Below are 16,093 nucleotides of genomic sequence, written 5' to 3' on the forward strand. Positions count from 1 at the left end.
CTATCACAATCCTCCGCCGCCCCCGGAAGGGATCCGGGCCGCGAAGACCCACGCGCGGAGCCCCTCCTCCCGCAACCGCCTCTCGACCGCCTGTTTGCATGTCTGCAGTGCTGCCGGATCTACCAGGCCGAACACCGCGCATCCGCTGCCCGTCACCGAAACTGCCATGCACGCCGGGACGTCCCGTAGGATGCGCTGGAGCCGCTCCGTCGATCGGCAGAGCCTGGCCGCGGCGACGGCCAGATCGTTCCACAACGAAGCTGCCAGTCCGGCGAGGTCCCCCCGGGCCAGCGCCTCGACCGCACCGTCCACCGGCGCCGGGCTCCGTGCCTGGTGGGCCGGGCGCTCTCCGGCGTCCCACAGCCGGTACGCTTCCCTCGTGGAGGCGCTCTCCTCCGGCACCACCAGGATGCAGCCGGCCTGGAGGCGGACGGAGACGTGCCGCAGCGCCTCCCCTGCCCCGCCGGCCCGCTGGGCTCCGCCCCGCACGCAAAAGGCCACGTCCGCGCCCACCCGGGCCGCGACCTCCTCCAGCTCCCGGGTTGCCAGCCCCAGGTCCCACAGCCGGTTGAGCGCCCGCAGCGTCGCCGCCGCATCGGCGCTCCCTCCGCCGAGCCCGGCCCCGACCGGAATGGCCTTGACGAGCCGCAGCTCCACCCCGTGCCCGGCAGCGCCCGGCTTCGGCGGGTGCGCCCGGTGCAGGGCCGCCGCCGCCCGCACCACGAGGTTGGGATGCTCGAGGGCGCCGGCCTGTCCCAGGTCCGCTTCGGCCTCGAGCGCCACCCCGCTTCCCGCCAGCCACGGGGCCAGCGGGCCCTCGGCGCGGACACGCAGCCGTCCCGGGGCCAACCCCGCCGCGAACCCCGCCCACACCTCGTCGGCGGGCGGGTCGACGCTCACCATCACCCCGTCGAGCTCGTGATACCCGTCAGGCCGGCGCCCCAGTACCCGCAGCACCAGGTTGAGCTTGGCAGGCGCACGCTCGGCTAGCGCCCCGCCACGACCACCCCGCTCACCAGATCCCGCAACCAGATCCACAGGCGGCTCAACCCCGAAGCGGGTCGCACCGCCGCGGTGGTCACCACCGGCACCCTCGCCAGCGGGGTGCCCTTCATGCTCGCCACTACCCACCCGACTTCCTGCCCCTCCTGGATGGGGGGTTTGAGGCCGGGCTTCCATACGACCTGGCGCGTCAGCCCGTCGCTCCGGCCGCCCAGGGTGAGCACCGTGAGGGTCCTGGCAGCCTTCACGGGCACTGCCCCGGGCTGGGCGCCCCGCAGCCGCAGCTCGCCCACTTTCTCCTCGGCCAGGGCGGCCACCGCCGGCCGGTACGCCCGGAATCCGAACTCGAGCAGCGACGCCGTCTGGCTCACCCGGGTCTGGTCGCTGTCGGTCTTCATGACCACGGCGACCAGGCGGCGCCCGTCACGCTGCGCCGTCGCTGCCACCGAGTACCCGGCATCGGTCGTATAGCCCGTCTTGAGCCCGTCGACCCCCTCGATCGCCCCCAGCAGATGGTTGGTGTTGTCCATGATCAGCAACGGGTTTTCCCTGAACGTCTCCCGCCGTACCGAGGTCCACTGCAGCACTTCCGGATACTGGGTGATGAGCGCGCGCGCCATGATCGCCACTTCCCGCGCCGTCGTCACGTTGGGGTCGGGCCCTGCGTCGGGCGGCAGCCCGTCCGGGTTGACGAAGTGGGTGTGCGTCATGCCCAGGTCCTTGGCCTTCTGGTTCATGAGGGTCACGAACGCCCCGACCGTTCCCGCCACGTGCTCCGCCACCGCTACCGCCGCGTCGTTGGCCGAGGCGATGGCGATGGCCCGCATCATCTTCTCCAGGGGAAAAGTCTCGCCCGCGACCAGGTAGACCTGAGATCCCCCCATGGCCTCCGCGTTACGGCTCACCCGGACGGGGTCCTTGAGCGACACGTACCCCTGCTTCACCGCGTCCATCGTCACGAGCATCGTCATGATCTTGGCGATGCTCGCCGGGTGCATCGTGGTGTCCGCGCTCTTCTCGAACAGCACCTGGCCCGTCTCGGCGTCGATCAGGATGGCCGCCGGAGCGTTGACGTCGAACCCCACGTCCTGCGGCCCTGGCCCCCGCAGCTCGAAGGGCGCGGCCGTCCCGGCCGCCCCTGCCTGCCCGGGCCCTTCGGCCGGGCCCCCGGGAGGCGTGCTCCCGCCGGGCCGCCCACCCATCCGCCACAGGACGGCTATGGCCAGCGCCACCACGACGACGGCCGCGCCGGGGAGCCACCGAGGCCGGCTGCCGGCCGCTCCCTTGGCGGATGCCGTCGCGCGGGCACCGCCGTCAGGAGCGAAGTCCCTGCGCGATCGCGACGATGAACGCACCCCTCTGGGCCATCGCACTGCCCTCCAGCACCTTCCCCATCGCGGAGTTACCGGGGCCGACGCCCGTCACGGCCGCAGTCGGCCTGCCTCAGGCGCCGAACTTCACCAACCGGCCGGCATGGGCCAGCATGAGCGGCAGGAGCTCGACCGCCCGCACCTGTCCCAGGCTCCCCCTGGCACACTCGCTTTCGCCGAACTTCTGGATCCACCGATCCTTGCGGGCCGTCCGGGCCCACAGAAGCACCGGCACCGGATGCCACGAGTGCATCTTCAGCGCGGCGGGCGTCGAGTGGTCGCCCGTGATGAGCAGCACGTCCGGCTTGCGCTCGATGAGGGGCGGTAGCGCCGCGTCGACCGCCTCGATCACCCGGCTCTTGCGCGCCCAATCCCCGTCTTCCCCTGCGCTGTCGGTCCCTTTGACGTGGATGAACAGCAAGTCGTGCTCCTCCCACAGCTCGAGCGCCTTTGCGATGGCGTCCTTCGGTTCCGGGCCGGGCACGACCGTCTCCATCCCGACCAGCCGGGCAAGCCCCCGGTACATCGGGTAGTAGGCGATGGCCACCGCCCGGATCCCGAACAGCTGCGGGAGCTGGGGCAGCGCCGGTTGCCGGTCGAACCCCCGGAGCAGGATGGCGTTGGCCGGATGCTCGTGCTCGAGCACCCGGTACGCCTGGCGGATGAACTCGTTGACCACGGCCGCGGTCTTCTCGGCCTCGGGCGCCGTGGGCCGGACCTCCGGCGCCGGCACCCCGGTCTTTTGCGGGTCGGAGTCGCTCAGGTGCGGCGAGAGCCCGGGCCCGGAGAAGATCACCACCGCCCGGTGCTGCATCTCGGGCTCGACGTGCACGCTGACGCCGTCCAGGCGGATCCGCTCGTTGAGCAGCGCGGCCAGACGCCGGCACTCCTCCGTCGAGATCCGGCCGGCCCGGCGGTCGACGATGATGTCCCCCTCGCGGGTCGCGAAGTTGGCTCGAGCCGCCACGTCCTGGGGGCCCAGGGACAACCCCACTCCCAGCGCCGAAAGCACCCCTCGCCCGACGACGTACCGCTGCGGATCGTAGCCGAACAGTGCCAGATGGCCCGGGCCGCTCCCCGGCGTCACGCCGGGTGCGACCGGCATCGACAGCCCGCATGACCCATCCTTCGCCAGGGCGTCCATGTGAGGAGTGCGGGCGGCCTCGAGTTCGGTCAGGCCCGTCTCCGGGTGCGGCAGGCCCCCCAGCCCGTCCATGACCAGGAGCACCGTCTTACCGCCGCTTTGCGCCAGAGGCTGCAGGAATTCCAGCAATGGCTCCAACTCCTTTCCCACCCGGGCCGACCATACATCTACCACCTGTAACGGCAGGTTCCCTGTCCTCCATAATCTGCTCATGCTGGGGCCGGGTCACTCATCGGGCGGCGCCTTCACCGCCGACAGGTTGTCCCGTCAGGGCCGTTGAATACAGCCTTTGGGGGCGGACGCAGTGGCTACGGCTCAGACTTTCCGGAGGGTGTTGCTGGGTGTCGCTGGCAACCCTGCCGTGACCCGGCTGGCGACCCGCCACGGCCTTTCGCTTGGCGCTCGGCGTTTCGTGGCAGGGGAGACCCTCGAGGAAGGGATCGCGGCGGTTCGGGCCCTGCGGGCGAGAGGCATGCTTGCCACGCTCGATTTCCTCGGCGAGAAGGTGGCCGGCCTGGCCGACGCCGCCGAGGCAGCGTCGATGTACCGGCGGATGGTGCAGGCGCTGGCCTCGGCCGGCCTCGAGCCCAACGTCTCGCTCAAGCTGAGCCAGCTCGGCTTGACCATCGACCGCGCCTCCTGCGAGCAAAACGTGCGCGGCGTCGTCGAGGCGGCCGCCCAGGCGGGCGGGTTCGTCCGCATCGACATGGAAGAGTCAGCCCTGGTGGACGCCACCCTCGAGGTCTACCGCACGCTGGCCCGCCAGTTCCCGGAGCAGGTCGGCATCGTGCTGCAGGCTTACCTGTACCGGACCCGGCAAGACCTCGAGCGCCTCCTGCCGGTCGGGCTCAACGTGCGGCTGTGCAAGGGCGCCTACAGCGAGCCGCCCTCCGTGGCCTTCCCCAAAAAGCGCGACGTCGACGAGAGCTTCCTCCGCCTGCTCCGCACGTCGCTCGCCCGGGCGCGCTTCACCGCCGTGGCCACCCATGACGAGCGCATCATCCGGGCGGCGCTGGAGTTGAGCCGGGAGCTAAATGCGGAGGGTCGCTACGAGTTCCAGATGCTGTACGGGGTCAAGCCGCGTCTCGCCCAGCGGCTCGTGGCCGAAGGACACCGCCTGCGCATCTACGTACCGTTCGGCACCCACTGGTACCCCTACTTCATCCGCCGGTTGGCCGAGCGTCCCGCCAACCTGGCCTTCGTCGTGCGCGGCCTGTGGAGCTGAGCGAAAGCAGCGCTACCCCGCAGCAGGCCGTTCAGCCCCCGGAGGCCTCGCCGGCGGCGGGCTTCTTCACGTGCTGCCGGATCGCCCGCACCAGCTCGCAGGCCTGTTCGTAGCGCCCGAAGGAAGGGACGACGTAAACGCCGGCCACGTAGGGGCTCGCCTCGACGGCCACCTGCAGGGCGACCTCCATGCCCACCTGCTCGGCCGCGTCACGCGCCTTTTCCAGGGCCCGGCGGATCCGCTCCGGGATGGAGATCCCGGGCACCTCGTGGTGTAAGTACTCGGCGTGCTGGTAGCTGCGCAGGGGTAGTACCCCGAGGAGCAACGGGATCGGAGCGCCTCCCAGGCGGTCCAGCACCCGCAGGAGCGGGTCGAGCTCGAACAGCGGCTGGGTCATGGCGAAATGGGCGGCCGCCTCGACTTTCTTACGGAAGCGCTCGATCTCGGTGTCGAGGTCCCGGGCCGCGGGGCTGAGCGCCACTCCGATGAGGAACTGGGTGGCCTGGCCGATGCTACGGCCGGCCACGTCCACCCCCTGGTTGAGCTGGGCGAGCACGCGCACCAGTCCGATGGAGTCGATATCGTACACGGCGCTTGCGTGTGCGTAGTTGCCGAGCCCCGGGGGATCGCCGGTGAGAGCCAGGATGTTGCGGATACCCATGGCGTGGGCGCCCAGCAGGTCGGCCTGGATGCCCATCAGGTTGCGGTCGCGGGTCGTGAAGTGGAGGATGGTCTCGATCCCGGTCTCGGCCTGGATGAGGTGGGCCGCAGCCAGAGAAGACATGCGGACCTGCGCCATCGGGCTGTCCCCGACGTTGACCGCGTCCGCGCCGCTGTCCCGGATGGAACGCGCCCCCCCGAGCAGCTTCTGGACCACCGGGCCGCGGGGCGGGTCGAGCTCCACGCTGATGACGAACCGGCGCCCCAGGGCGAGCGCAAGCCCGGACCCGCCGCGCTCGGCGCCCTCCTCCCGGCCCGCTACCCCGGCCGGCTCGCGCCCGGCAGGCACGGGCCGCCCCTCGTACGGCGCTCCGGGTGGCGAGACGACCACCATCCTGCTCCCGGCGCCCCCGGCTTCGAGAGCGCGTTGCCGCTCGACGCGGGGCGTCCCCTGCATCCCCTGCAGAGCCTGCGCCCAGTCGGGGGGAAGCGTGTGCCCGAGAGCGTCGAGCGCCTGGCGCATGGCCCGGATGTGGTCGGGCGTCGTGCCACAGCAGCCGCCGATCACTTGCATGCCGGGCTCTCCCGCGAAACGCCGGGCGAACTCACCGAAGTACTCCGGGATGGCCACGTAAACGAAACGCCCGCCCACCACGGTCGGCAATCCCGCGTTGGGCATGGCGGAGAAGCGTTGGAACGGCCCGCCGGCCTCGCGTAACGCCCGCACCGCGTCCAGCACGGGGGCCGGCCCCGAGCCGCAGTTGACTCCGATCACTTCGGGCCGCAGCTCCGAGGCGAGCTCGGCCAGGGCGTCCGCCGCCTCCTTGGGGCTGGCGCCGAGCAGGGTGCGGCCTTCGGACGAAAAGCTCATCTCGGCGATGACGGGCAGCTTCGAGGCCTCCCGGGCTGCCCTCACGGCCAACACGAGCTCCCGGGGATCCGACATCGTCTCGATGATGAACAGGTCCACCCCGCCGGCCAGCAGCGCGTCTACCTGCTCCCGGAAGGCGTCCAACGCCGCCTGCTCGCTCAGCGCCCCGATGGGAGCGAGCGGCCTGCCCGTCGGCCCGACGTCGCCCGCGATCAGCACCGGCACGCCGGCGGTCTCCCGCGCCGCCCGGGCGATCTTGACGCCGGCCAGGTTGATGGCCCGCACCTGGTCCTCCAGCCCGTGGGCCGCGAGCCGCACCCGGTTGGCGCCGAAGGTGTTGGTCGTCACCAGCTCGGCGCCGGCCAGGATGTAGTCGAGGTGCACCCCTCGGACCAGGTCGGGGTTGGTGAGGTTGAGCGCATCGAAGGAGCCCTCCAGGGGCGCGCCCCGAGCGTAGAGCAGGGTACCCATGGCGCCGTCGGCGAGCAGGATCCGCCCCGACGCCAGTGCCTGCTCGAAGCTCATGCGAGACCCCGCTCGGCTTTCACCTGGCGCACCGCCTCCACCATGTTGCGGAGCTTCGCCTCGGCCTCCTGCCAGGTCCGCGTCTTGAGGCCGCAATCGGGGTCGATGTACAGCCGCTCCGGGTCGAGCACGTCCAGGGCCCGCTCGATGTTACGCTTAATCTGCTCGACCGGCTCGACGACGTGGCTGTGGACGTCCACGACCCCCAGCGCGATCTCCTTGTGCGGACGCTGGCGCCGGAACAGCTCCAGGATGCCGAAGTCGTTGTTGGCCGCTTCGAGGTCGAGCTGATCCACCGGCAGGTCCAGCATACGCGGGTAGATCTTCTCGAAGTGACCGTAACAGATGTGCGTGATGGTGTGGGCGGAAAGGCCCTTCGTGACGATGCCGAGCGCCTCGATGGCAAGCTCGATCTCCTCGGGCCGGGTCGAGATGGCCGGCTCGTCGATCTGGATGTAACGAGCGCCCGCCCGCTCCAGATCGACGGCCTCCTCGTGGATCACCTCGGCCATCCTGAGCACCAGCGCCCGCCGGGTCGGGTAGTAGTCGTTGAACGACCAGTCGGCCATCGTGTACGGCCCGGTGAGCATCCCCTTCACCGGCCGGTCGGTCAGGCTCTGCGCAAAGCGGAAGGCCTCGGTGGCCATGGGCTGGCGGCGCTCGATGGGGCCGACGACGATGGGCTTGCGATAGTAGCGGTTACCGTACGAGCGCACCGGGGGGCTGATCGCGAACCCGCCGAGCTGCTCGGCGAAGTAGGTCGTCATGTCGCCCCGCTCCATCTCGCCGTGCACCAGGATGTCGACGCCGAGCCGCTCCTGAAGGCGGATGCACTCCTGCGTAGCGCGCCGCTCGAGCCGGCCCAGCTCCTCCCGGGAGATCTCGCCACGGGAGAAGCGGTTGCGGGCCTGCACCAGGTAGTCCGGTTTGGGGAAGCTCCCCACGCTGGTCGTGCGTAGCGTTGCCATGGCTCACTCGCCACTCTCCCTCTGTCTGCGGCGCGCCCGCGTCTACCCGCGGGCCGCCGCGCCGACTGCCAGATCCGCCGCCTCCTTGAGCACCCGCAACTTCGCCAGGGCCCGGCTCTGGGGCAAGAACTCCAGCCCGCAGTTGGGGCTGACGGAGATCCGGTCCATGCCCATATGGCGGGCCACCGCCTCGATAGTGCGAGCCAGCTCGCCGGGCTGCTCGAGCCTCCATTCCCGGCCGTTGACCAGGCCCAAATTGACCGCCCTGGGAAAGCCGTGGACCGCCAGGTATCCGGCCAGGTCAGGGCCGCTGGCCAGGTCGAGCCCCACCACGTCCACCATGTCCAGCGCCGCGAGCCGGTCGACCACGCCGGCCCCGTCCCGGAAATAGGTCGCCACCGTGACCGGGACGTCGAGGTCCCGGGCCGCTTCCCGCAGCGCCTCCGCCGCCACCCTCCACTCCTCGTCATTGGCGTCGAACAACAGGGACGGCTCGTCGAACTGGATGGCCCGTGCCCCGGCTTCGACCAGCGCCCGGGCCTCGAGCTGCAGCGCCTGGGCGACGTCCATCGCCAGGTCCTGCCACGACCGGTAGTGCTCGTTGACGCTCAGCTTCACGAAGGTGAGGGGACCGGGGAGGGCGACCTTCAGCGCCTTGCGGGCCATGGCCGCCGCCTGGCGCACCTCGTGGGCCAGGGACGACCCGCGCCACCAGACCCGGCCTTTGACGACCGGCCTGCGGTAGTAGACGTTGTTGTCGAAGAAGCGGACGAGCCCGCCGATCTCCACGCTCCCCAGATCCCGGGCGAACGGCGTGACCAGGTCGTCCCAGCGCACCTGCCCGTCCGTCACGAGGTCGACCCCGGCCTCCTCCTGCTCCCGGATCACCCGCTCCACCGTCTGGAGCATGACCTCTTCCAGCTGCCGGAGGGAGATCTGGCCCGCCTCGAACTGGTGAATGGCCCGACGAATGTTGGGTCCGCCGCCCGCCTCGGGCAGTTTGGGATAGCTACCAATGACCGTGACTTGCACGGCGCCCCTCACTCCTCTCCTCCTCAGGCCGGGGGCTCGCTACCCGCTCGAATGCGCTCGATCAGGGCCGTGGTGGAGCGCCCTGCTTCCAGCGGCACCAGCACCAGGCGTGCGCCCGCTTCGCGAAGCGCCTCGCGCTCCGGCAGCCCCTCCGGCGTGTAATCGGCCCCTTTGACGTAGACGTCGGGGCGGATGGCCAGGACGAGCGTACTGGCGGTCGGTTCGCCGAAGAGCACGACCCGGTCGACCGCCCGCAGCGCCGCCACCAGCCTGGCCCGTTCGTCCTGCGGGACGATGGGCCGGCCCGCCCCCTTCAACCGCCGCACGCTCTCGTCGGTGTTGACGCCGACGATGAGCGCGTCGGCCAGCGCCCTTGCCCTCTCCAGGACGGTGACGTGCCCGGCGTGGAGCAGATCGAAGCAGCCGTTGGTGAGGGCCACCCTCCCCCCGCCGCGGCGAATCTCCCGGGCAAATGCCACCGCCTGCTCCAGCGTGACGACCCGGCCGGCCCTGCCCGGCTCCACGGCGCTACCGGACCTCCCGGGGCATCGGAAGCGCGTACACCTCCGGCGCCCACGCCTCCAGCGCTTCCCGCACTTCCCCGGCGCTCACCGTGGCCACGCCGCGCTTGGCGACCACCAGCCCTGCGGCCACGTCGGCCAGCAGCGCCGCCGCGACGGCGTGCTCCTCCCCGACCGTGAGGCCCAGCGCCAGCGCCGAGATCACCGTGTCGCCGGCGCCCGAGACATCATACACTTCACGCGGCCGGTATGCCATGAGCCGCAAGGGCCTGCGCCCGTCCCGAAAGAAAAGGGACATCCCCTCCTCGCCGCGGGTCAGCACCAGCAGGTGCACGTCGAGTTTGGCCAGAAGCTTTTGACCTGCTTCCACGAAGTCCTGCTCTACCCGCAAGGGGCGCCCCACGGCGTGCTCGGCCTCGCCCGTATTGGGGGTGGCGGCGAACGCGCCCCCGAAATCGAGCAAACGGTAGCGGGAATCCACGACCACCGGCGCGCCCCTGGCTTTCGCCGCCTCCATCGCCGCGTCCCGGACGGGCGGCGCCAGGGTGCCGGCGCCGTACTCCGACAGGATCACGGCGTCGGCCCTCGATGCGGCCAGCCTTGCGGCCTCCACCAGCCGGGCCAGCACCTCTCCGCCCGCGAAGCTCGCCTCCCACCTGTCCAGGCGCAGCACCTGCTGCCACACCGTCTGCCGGCTGCCGGCCACGTACCGGGTCTTGACCGTCGTCGGCCTGCCGGCGTCCCGGACGAGGGTGTGGGCGATTCCCTGTTGCTCCATCAGCGCTTCCAGACGGTCGGCCGCCCGATCCTGACCCACGAGCCCCACGAGCTCCACACGGGCGCCGAGGGCCGACGCGTTGGCCGCCGCGTTGGCGGCGCCGCCCGCCCGCTCCTCGTCCCCTGCCCAGCGCAGGATCAGCACAGGGGCCTCTCGGGCGACCCGCTGGGGCTCGCCGTAAACGTAGCGGTCGAGGATCGGGTCGCCGATGACCGCGACGAGCCGGCCCTGGGCCCGCTCGAGGAGCGACGCCGCCTGGGAGGCGGCAACGTCGACGCGCTCACCCGGGGCGGAATGCGTCTCGCTCAAGCCTGGTCTCCCTCCGAGCCGACCGGATCCACGGCACGGGTTCGGCGGCGACCCTCGAGCGCCTTCCGCCGGAGCCGGCGCGCCCGAGCCCGGGCCCGCCCGGCGGTTCGCCCTCGAAAGAGGTCCCCCTCTCGTCCAGTACGCCTCGCAGGGATCGCACGAACATGGCCCCGCCCACCGCCAGGCTCGCGTAAAACGTGAAGAACCGCCACGCCCCGACGAAGGCGGCGAGACGCCCTCCCGGCAGCGTCCCGCGGAACAGGTACGCCATCAAGAGCTCGGCCCCGCCGCTCCCGCCGGGCGTGGGGATGAACGCCTGGGCCAGGTTGAAGACGAGCTGCGCCAGGGCCGCATGTGCCCACGCGATCCGCGCGCCCAGGCCGATCAAGACGCTCCAGGCGATCGAGAGGTACACGGCCCAGTACACTCCGGTGAGCAGCGTGGCGCCGGCCAGGAGCCAGGGCCGCTTGATCACCAGCCGCCGCACGGCGAAGGCGAACCGCAGGCTTTCCCTGGCGATCCGCGCCAGGGCCCGCTGCACCCATCGCCCGCGCCTTCCCTCGTGCCGCTTCGCCAGGCGGCGGCGCAGCATCAGGAAGAAGACCGCCAGCCAGCGGGGCCGCCACAGGATCCCGACCACGAACGCGGCCATCAGGGCCAGCGAAAGGAGCATCAGCAGGCTGAGCGCCGGCGTACTCCCGGCCATCGCTCCGAGGCCTCGCCATGCGATGACCACCGGCCAGGCGGCTAGCAGCCACAGCACCACCAGTCCGGAGTCGACCACCGCCACCGCGGTGGCCTGGCCGAAGGTCAACCCTTCCCGGGTGAGCAGGTAGACGAAGACCGGCAGTCCGCCGGTGCTCGTCGGCGTGACGTGCGACACGAACACGCTCGCCAGGTAGTACCGGAACATGCGCCCGGCCGGCACGCGCACGTCCATCGCGCGGGCCAGCAGCTGGGAGCGCCACGTGCGCAGCTGCCACGCCAGCAGCGTGAGGCCGCCGGCCAGGGTGAGCCACCACGGATCGACCCATCCGAGCTGGCGCGTGACGTCGTCGCCATCTCTGCCCCATATGAGAAGAGCGGCCACCGAGGCCGCTCCCACCGCCAAAGAGACGGTGACCCCGCGTGCCATGCCCCGCCGGCTGAGGCGGGAAGCCTGGCGCTGCACCGCTTCACAGCTCCTCGAACTCGCGAATTTCGTGCGGGGCGGGCATCCGGCGAACACCCAGGAGCCGTCGCCGCCGCCAGGGACGGGGGCGCTCCCGCCGGCCCCAGCGCAGCCGCGAAGGGGCCAGCGCCACCATCGCCTCCGGCGGCCAACCGTGGGGCGGAAGGGAGGGCGGCCGTCCCAGGGAGCGGAGTACCCGCAAGTGCAGCCTGTCCAGCTGCCATTCGACGGCCGCCAGCACGTCCCTCGGGGTGATGGCCCGCATGCACTCGGCCGCCCCGTTTATCTGGCACAGGGCAGGGAAATGCTGGCGGCTCCCTTCGAGCCAGTGGAAGCAGGGACTGCAGGCAGGCGGCCTGCGAACCACGACGTCCAGCGGGCCGAGCGGCCGGAAGTTGTCCGGGTTGGTCGGTCCGAACAGCGCCACCACCGGCGTCCCCACCGCCACGGCCATGTGCATCGGCGCCGAGTCGTTGCCGATGAAGAGGTCCGACTGCTGGAGGATGGCCGCCGTCTGCTTGATCCCCGCCTGCCCCGCGACGACCAGGGGCTGGGCCAGGCGAGTCGCCTGGACGATGGCGTGGGCCAGTCCCACGTCGTCGCGGCCTCCGACCAGGATCACCTGCGCCCCGTACTGGCCCTCCAGGTAGTCGGCCACGTACGCGAAGCCTTCGGCCGGCCACCGCTTGGCCTGGAAATGCCGGCCTCCGGGATGGATGGCCACGCGCAGGGGAGGACGGCTGCGGTGCCGGGCCAGCGTCTCGTGAGCCCAGCGGCGGTGCTCGTCAGGAAGCGGCAGGTCCATGGCCCTCCCGTCGGGCTCCGCCCCCAGCGCCGCCACGACGTCGAGGCAGTAGTCCACCGCGTGGCGCTCGCGCCGGTCGGGCACCTGGACGGTGTAGGCCCATCCCAGCGTCTGGCTGTTGAAGCCTGCCCGGACCGACGCGCCCGTGAAGAGGGTCAACCAGCTGCCCACGTGGGACAGCGCCACGACCGCATCGAAGTCCTCCTCGACCAGCTCCGACAGGATCCGGGGCAGCTTGAGCGGCCCCGGGCAGGTGATGAGCCGGTCGAGGTACGGGTTACCCTCGAGGATCTCGCGGTTGGAGGACCAGGTCAGGTCGGCGATGTGAGCGCCGGGAAACCGCCGGCGGAGCGCGCGGATGGCCGGCGTCCCGAACAGGGTGTCTCCCAGGGGACACAGCTGGATGACCAGGATCTTGCGAATGGCCGGGGCCGGGAGGCGTTGTGCACCTGGCCCTGTCGGATCCGGCATCCGTTCCCCTCCGGTCCTTGCCTGCCCGAAAACCCGCCATCAGCTTAGCATGGCCCTCCCTGCGCGACAACCCGGGGATGGGAGCGGATTCCAGCCCCTCCCGGGCCGCGGCGCTTCCCCTTCACGCGCCCCGCAGGATGAACAGGCGCGTCCCGGCGGGCAGCTGGGCCGTTTCCTCGTAAGCTTCCAGGTCTGGATTGGCTGCCAGGATCTGCTGGGTCGCCGTGCGGTACCGGCGGGACAGCTTCCACAGGGTGTCACCCGCCTGGGTGACCACGAGGTAGATGAAGGGATCGGGCTCACTGCCCGACGGCCGCACCAACACCGCCTCCGCCACGACGTCCTGCGTCACCGGCGTCTCCGCCTCGGCCTGGCACGTCCCGGAGACGGTGAACTCCAGGGTTTGCCGGCTGATCAGGTCGACCTCGGCCGTCATGGGACCCGCCTGGGCTCGCACCTCCGCTTCCGGGCGCAGGTCGGGGATGGCGAGGACCTGTTCGATGGAAAGCGCCCCGGGCCAGGAGGCGAAGTGGAGGCCCTGGCTCTGGGGCTCGGCTTTGTAGGGCAGATAATAGATCCAAGGGGTGGCCGTCGCCGAGACGTGGACGCGGCCCGGTTCCGGCCTCGCCGTGATGGTGTCGACACCGGCCCCGCTCCACACGATCCGCTCGATGGGTGGCAATCCCCCGGGCAGCTCCACGGTGGTGGACGCCGTGAAAGTGCGCCGTCCCTCTCCCGCCGGAGCTTCCACACGCACCGGCACGGTGCGCTGCTCCACCGAGGCTGCGTCGGCCCGGATCGCCGCCACGACCGGTACGAGCTGGCTGGCCGTGGCCGTGGCGCGTATCTCCACCTGAGCGCTGACGGAGACCACGCCCTCGGTGCCCAGAATCCGAACCGAGGCGTCCGTCACGGAGGCCTGGGCCTTGACCTGGCTGCCCTGACCGATGCCGTCGATGGCCAGGGCCGACTCGAACCCTTCCTGGCCCGTCCAGCTGGCCAGGTCGACGTGCCAGGCACGGGCGGGCGCCTGGCGCTCGGCCGGGCCGGAACCGCCGGTGGCTTCCTCCTGGGCGGGTTCGGCCGGCGCACCGGCGTCGAGGGCGCTGCCCTGGGCGGCCGGCTGGTGCTGGTAGGCGTAGAGCAGTTCGTACGAGAGCTGCCCCTTCACCACCGCCTCGCCGGGCCGCACCTCGACACCGGTGATCAGGGGCTGGACCCGGAGGTCCAGGACCCGCAAGGGCCTGTCGCCGCCCCCCGGTACGTCCATGGGCCGGGCGTCCTCGACGTTGATCCGGGCCGTAGCCCATCCCTGTACCACCTTCAGCCGCAGGTTGGCCGTCGACGCGTCGACCCGATCGGGAGGGCTCGCCAGGACCTGGGTCACGACCCGACTCTGTTCCGAGGCGACGCCGGTAAAGTGGACGCCCAGGACCGCGTCCACGTCCGCGCTGCGACCGTCCGGGCGAAAGCGGCCCTCGACGTCGCGTACCGTCACGTCGACCTGCCATGCCGCAGCTTCGCCCTCGGGCGGGATCTCGAGCCAGGCCGAGTACGAGAGCTCCCCGTCCATCCTGCCGCCGTACACGGCGCCCACCGGGTCTGGCGCCTCGGACCCGGCGGCCACGTACACCACCCAAACGCGCACCCTTCCCTGCGCCTCGACGCGCCCGGAGGCGGGATCGGGGGTCAACCGTTCCACGCTGGCCAGCGCCCTCCACCGGACGACCGAGGCGGCGTCCGGCAGTTCGCTGGGCAGGCGCAGGGTCCCCGACGCCGTGGCGTCCACGCTGCGGTCCTCGACGCGCCGGGTGAGCCGGAGCTCGCTCTCTTTGATGCGCACCGCCACGCTCTCGACCTCCTCACGTAAGCAGGCGTCTACCTCCATGCTTATGAGGGCGAAGGCCCGAGCTTGACCGCGGCCAGCGCGTTTTGTACCGCCGCGAGGGAGGCGGGGTCCGCCCGGTCCACGCCGGCGAGGGCCACGCCTCCCAGCCCCGCCCAGCGCATCCACCACATCCAACGGGCCAGCTGCGCGGCGCCGTAGCGCACCAGGCGCGCTTGCCCGCCGGAAGATGCGTCCGGCTCCGACGGGTGCCGCCGGATCAGCCGCCGTACCCGCAGCTGCCAGCCGAGCATGACCGCCTCGGTGCGGGTGAGGCGGCGGCGCTGGTCCCCCTCGATCAGCCACGTGGCCAGGTCGATCCCCAGCAGGACCGCCCACGGGGGACGGAAAGGCCGCAGGCCTTGAACGAACGCCTGCACGGACTCGAAGGCCTCCTCCAGAGGGGTGCCGGGCAGCGGCGCCCACACCACGATGCGTTCCCACACGCTGCCCAGCCTCCCCAGCTCCGATCCCTCCCAGCGCAGCAGCGCTCGGTTCCCGCCGGTCACGGGCCTGCTGAGCCACGGCCGCACCCCGGCCTGGCGCAAGCCTTTCGCGACCCGGGCCGCCGCGCCGGCCGGCAACGGGCGACTGCCGGGCCCGAGCGGCAGGTGCTCCGATTGCGGCGGGCCGGTGAGGATGACGCGGGGGGGACGCTCCGCGCGGGCAAGCCAGCGGGACAGGGTGCCCGGCCGGGGTGGCAGGAGCGAGCGCCCCGGCTCGAGGATTACGATGGCGACCGGGCATCCGGGTGGAGAGGACAGGCGATCGAGCGGCGCGGCCCCGTCTGCCGCCGGTCGAATGCGCCCCAAGCGGTCGACCTCCCACGTCGCCCACGGGCACGCCCGCCCGCTCCAGGAGGAGGAGCCCTCCTCGCCCGGCTGCCGCCCAGGGAGCGCCTCGTCCCACAGGATGGCCAGCCGGCGGCGCACCTGGATGGGACGCCCTTTGGGAAGCGGCGCGCCGTGGAAGAGGCCGTTGTCGGCCTCCAGCGCGCCGGGCGCCAGCTCCAACAGCCGGGCGACCTCCCGGAGAGTGACGTGCGACCCGTTGCCGCCCACCGCGTGGGTCTCCACGGCCACCAGGGGATCGGCGAGCAACCCGAGCACCTGGCGCCCTGCGAGCCCGTCCACCGCGAGCCGGAAGGCGCGCTGGAAGGAGCGGACCGCTGCTTCCGTCAGTTCTCCGTACCACCCGTCCATGGGGCCCTCGTAGAAGCCCAGGTCCGCGAGGCGGCGCTGGAGGTACGCCACCCAGGGCCCGTGGCTCCCGGCCCTCAACAGGGGCGGCCGGCCCGAGGGTGGCTGCACGGAGCCGGGTGCCGCCGGTTGGCGCTCACCGCCATGGGCCACGCCC

At 71.8% G+C, this 16,093-nt stretch carries 13 protein-coding genes; 1 reads left to right on the forward strand and 12 read right to left on the reverse strand.

All coding sequences use genetic code 11. From position 1 onward, the window contains the following. Positions 1 to 3 precede the first annotated feature (3 nt). The 3 genes from ispE to U7230_RS13345 all read right to left on the reverse strand — a co-directional run bounded on the left by ispE (position 4) and on the right by U7230_RS13345 (position 3,654). Complete coding sequence (gene ispE, locus U7230_RS13335; RefSeq protein WP_324716324.1) at positions 4 to 1,038, reverse strand: 4-(cytidine 5'-diphospho)-2-C-methyl-D-erythritol kinase; 1,035 nt, start codon at positions 1,036 to 1,038, stop codon at positions 4 to 6. After that, complete coding sequence (locus tag U7230_RS13340; protein WP_324716325.1) at positions 987 to 2,357, reverse strand: D-alanyl-D-alanine carboxypeptidase family protein; 1,371 nt, start codon at positions 2,355 to 2,357, stop codon at positions 987 to 989. Before U7230_RS13340 ends, ispE begins: the two co-directional genes overlap by 52 nt. Positions 2,358 to 2,445: 88 nt before the next feature. Then, positions 2,446 to 3,654 carry a 2,3-bisphosphoglycerate-independent phosphoglycerate mutase gene (locus tag U7230_RS13345; RefSeq protein WP_324716326.1) on the reverse strand — a complete coding sequence of 403 codons (1,209 nt, stop codon included), beginning with the start codon at positions 3,652 to 3,654 and terminating at the stop codon, positions 2,446 to 2,448. 166 nt (positions 3,655 to 3,820) lie between these two features. On the opposite strand from U7230_RS13345, the gene U7230_RS13350 reads away from it, so the two are divergent. Further along, positions 3,821 to 4,741, forward strand: coding sequence for a proline dehydrogenase family protein (locus U7230_RS13350; protein WP_324716327.1), 921 nt, complete (start codon positions 3,821 to 3,823; stop codon positions 4,739 to 4,741). A 31-nt stretch (positions 4,742 to 4,772) separates the two neighbouring features. Here U7230_RS13350 and U7230_RS13355 read toward each other — a convergent pair whose 3' ends face one another. The 9 genes from U7230_RS13355 to U7230_RS13395 all read right to left on the reverse strand — a co-directional run bounded on the left by U7230_RS13355 (position 4,773) and on the right by U7230_RS13395 (position 16,089). Further along, positions 4,773 to 6,797: a bifunctional homocysteine S-methyltransferase/methylenetetrahydrofolate reductase gene (locus U7230_RS13355; protein WP_324716328.1), complete on the reverse strand. Its 2,025-nt coding sequence runs from the start codon at positions 6,795 to 6,797 to the stop codon at positions 4,773 to 4,775. Next, on the reverse strand, positions 6,794 to 7,765 hold the full coding sequence (locus U7230_RS13360; protein WP_324716329.1) for a methionine synthase: 972 nt from the start codon (positions 7,763 to 7,765) through the stop codon (positions 6,794 to 6,796). Before U7230_RS13360 ends, U7230_RS13355 begins: the two co-directional genes overlap by 4 nt. Positions 7,766 to 7,807: 42 nt before the next feature. Further along, entirely contained in the window at positions 7,808 to 8,797 is a 990-nt protein-coding gene (locus tag U7230_RS13365; protein ID WP_324716330.1) for a hypothetical protein, read from the reverse strand. Positions 8,798 to 8,820: 23 nt separating this feature from the next. Further along, on the reverse strand, positions 8,821 to 9,321 hold the full coding sequence (rfaE2, locus tag U7230_RS13370; RefSeq protein WP_324716331.1) for a D-glycero-beta-D-manno-heptose 1-phosphate adenylyltransferase: 501 nt from the start codon (positions 9,319 to 9,321) through the stop codon (positions 8,821 to 8,823). A 4-nt stretch (positions 9,322 to 9,325) separates the two neighbouring features. Beyond that, positions 9,326 to 10,405 (reverse strand): bifunctional heptose 7-phosphate kinase/heptose 1-phosphate adenyltransferase, encoded by a 1,080-nt coding sequence (locus tag U7230_RS13375; RefSeq protein ID WP_324716332.1) that lies wholly within the window; start codon positions 10,403 to 10,405, stop codon positions 9,326 to 9,328. After that, on the reverse strand, positions 10,377 to 11,576 hold the full coding sequence (locus tag U7230_RS13380) for a lysylphosphatidylglycerol synthase transmembrane domain-containing protein (RefSeq protein WP_324716333.1): 1,200 nt from the start codon (positions 11,574 to 11,576) through the stop codon (positions 10,377 to 10,379). The genes U7230_RS13375 and U7230_RS13380 overlap by 29 nt, the downstream gene beginning before the upstream one ends. Positions 11,577 to 11,580: 4 nt before the next feature. Beyond that, positions 11,581 to 12,852, reverse strand: coding sequence for a glycosyltransferase family 9 protein (locus U7230_RS13385; protein WP_324716334.1), 1,272 nt, complete (start codon positions 12,850 to 12,852; stop codon positions 11,581 to 11,583). 121 nt (positions 12,853 to 12,973) lie between these two features. Continuing rightward, the gene (locus U7230_RS13390; protein ID WP_324716335.1) at positions 12,974 to 14,701 is read right to left on the reverse strand and encodes a LysM peptidoglycan-binding domain-containing protein; all 1,728 of its coding nucleotides are present in this window, start codon (positions 14,699 to 14,701) and stop codon (positions 12,974 to 12,976) included. 41 nt (positions 14,702 to 14,742) lie between these two features. Then, the gene (locus U7230_RS13395) at positions 14,743 to 16,089 is read right to left on the reverse strand and encodes a peptidoglycan-binding domain-containing protein (protein WP_324716336.1); all 1,347 of its coding nucleotides are present in this window, start codon (positions 16,087 to 16,089) and stop codon (positions 14,743 to 14,745) included. Positions 16,090 to 16,093: the final 4 nt, after the last annotated feature.

The sequence above is a fragment of the Limnochorda sp. L945t genome, assembly GCF_035593305.1.
In the GTDB taxonomy this organism is placed as follows: domain Bacteria; phylum Bacillota; class Limnochordia; order Limnochordales; family Geochordaceae; genus Carboxydichorda; species Carboxydichorda subterranea.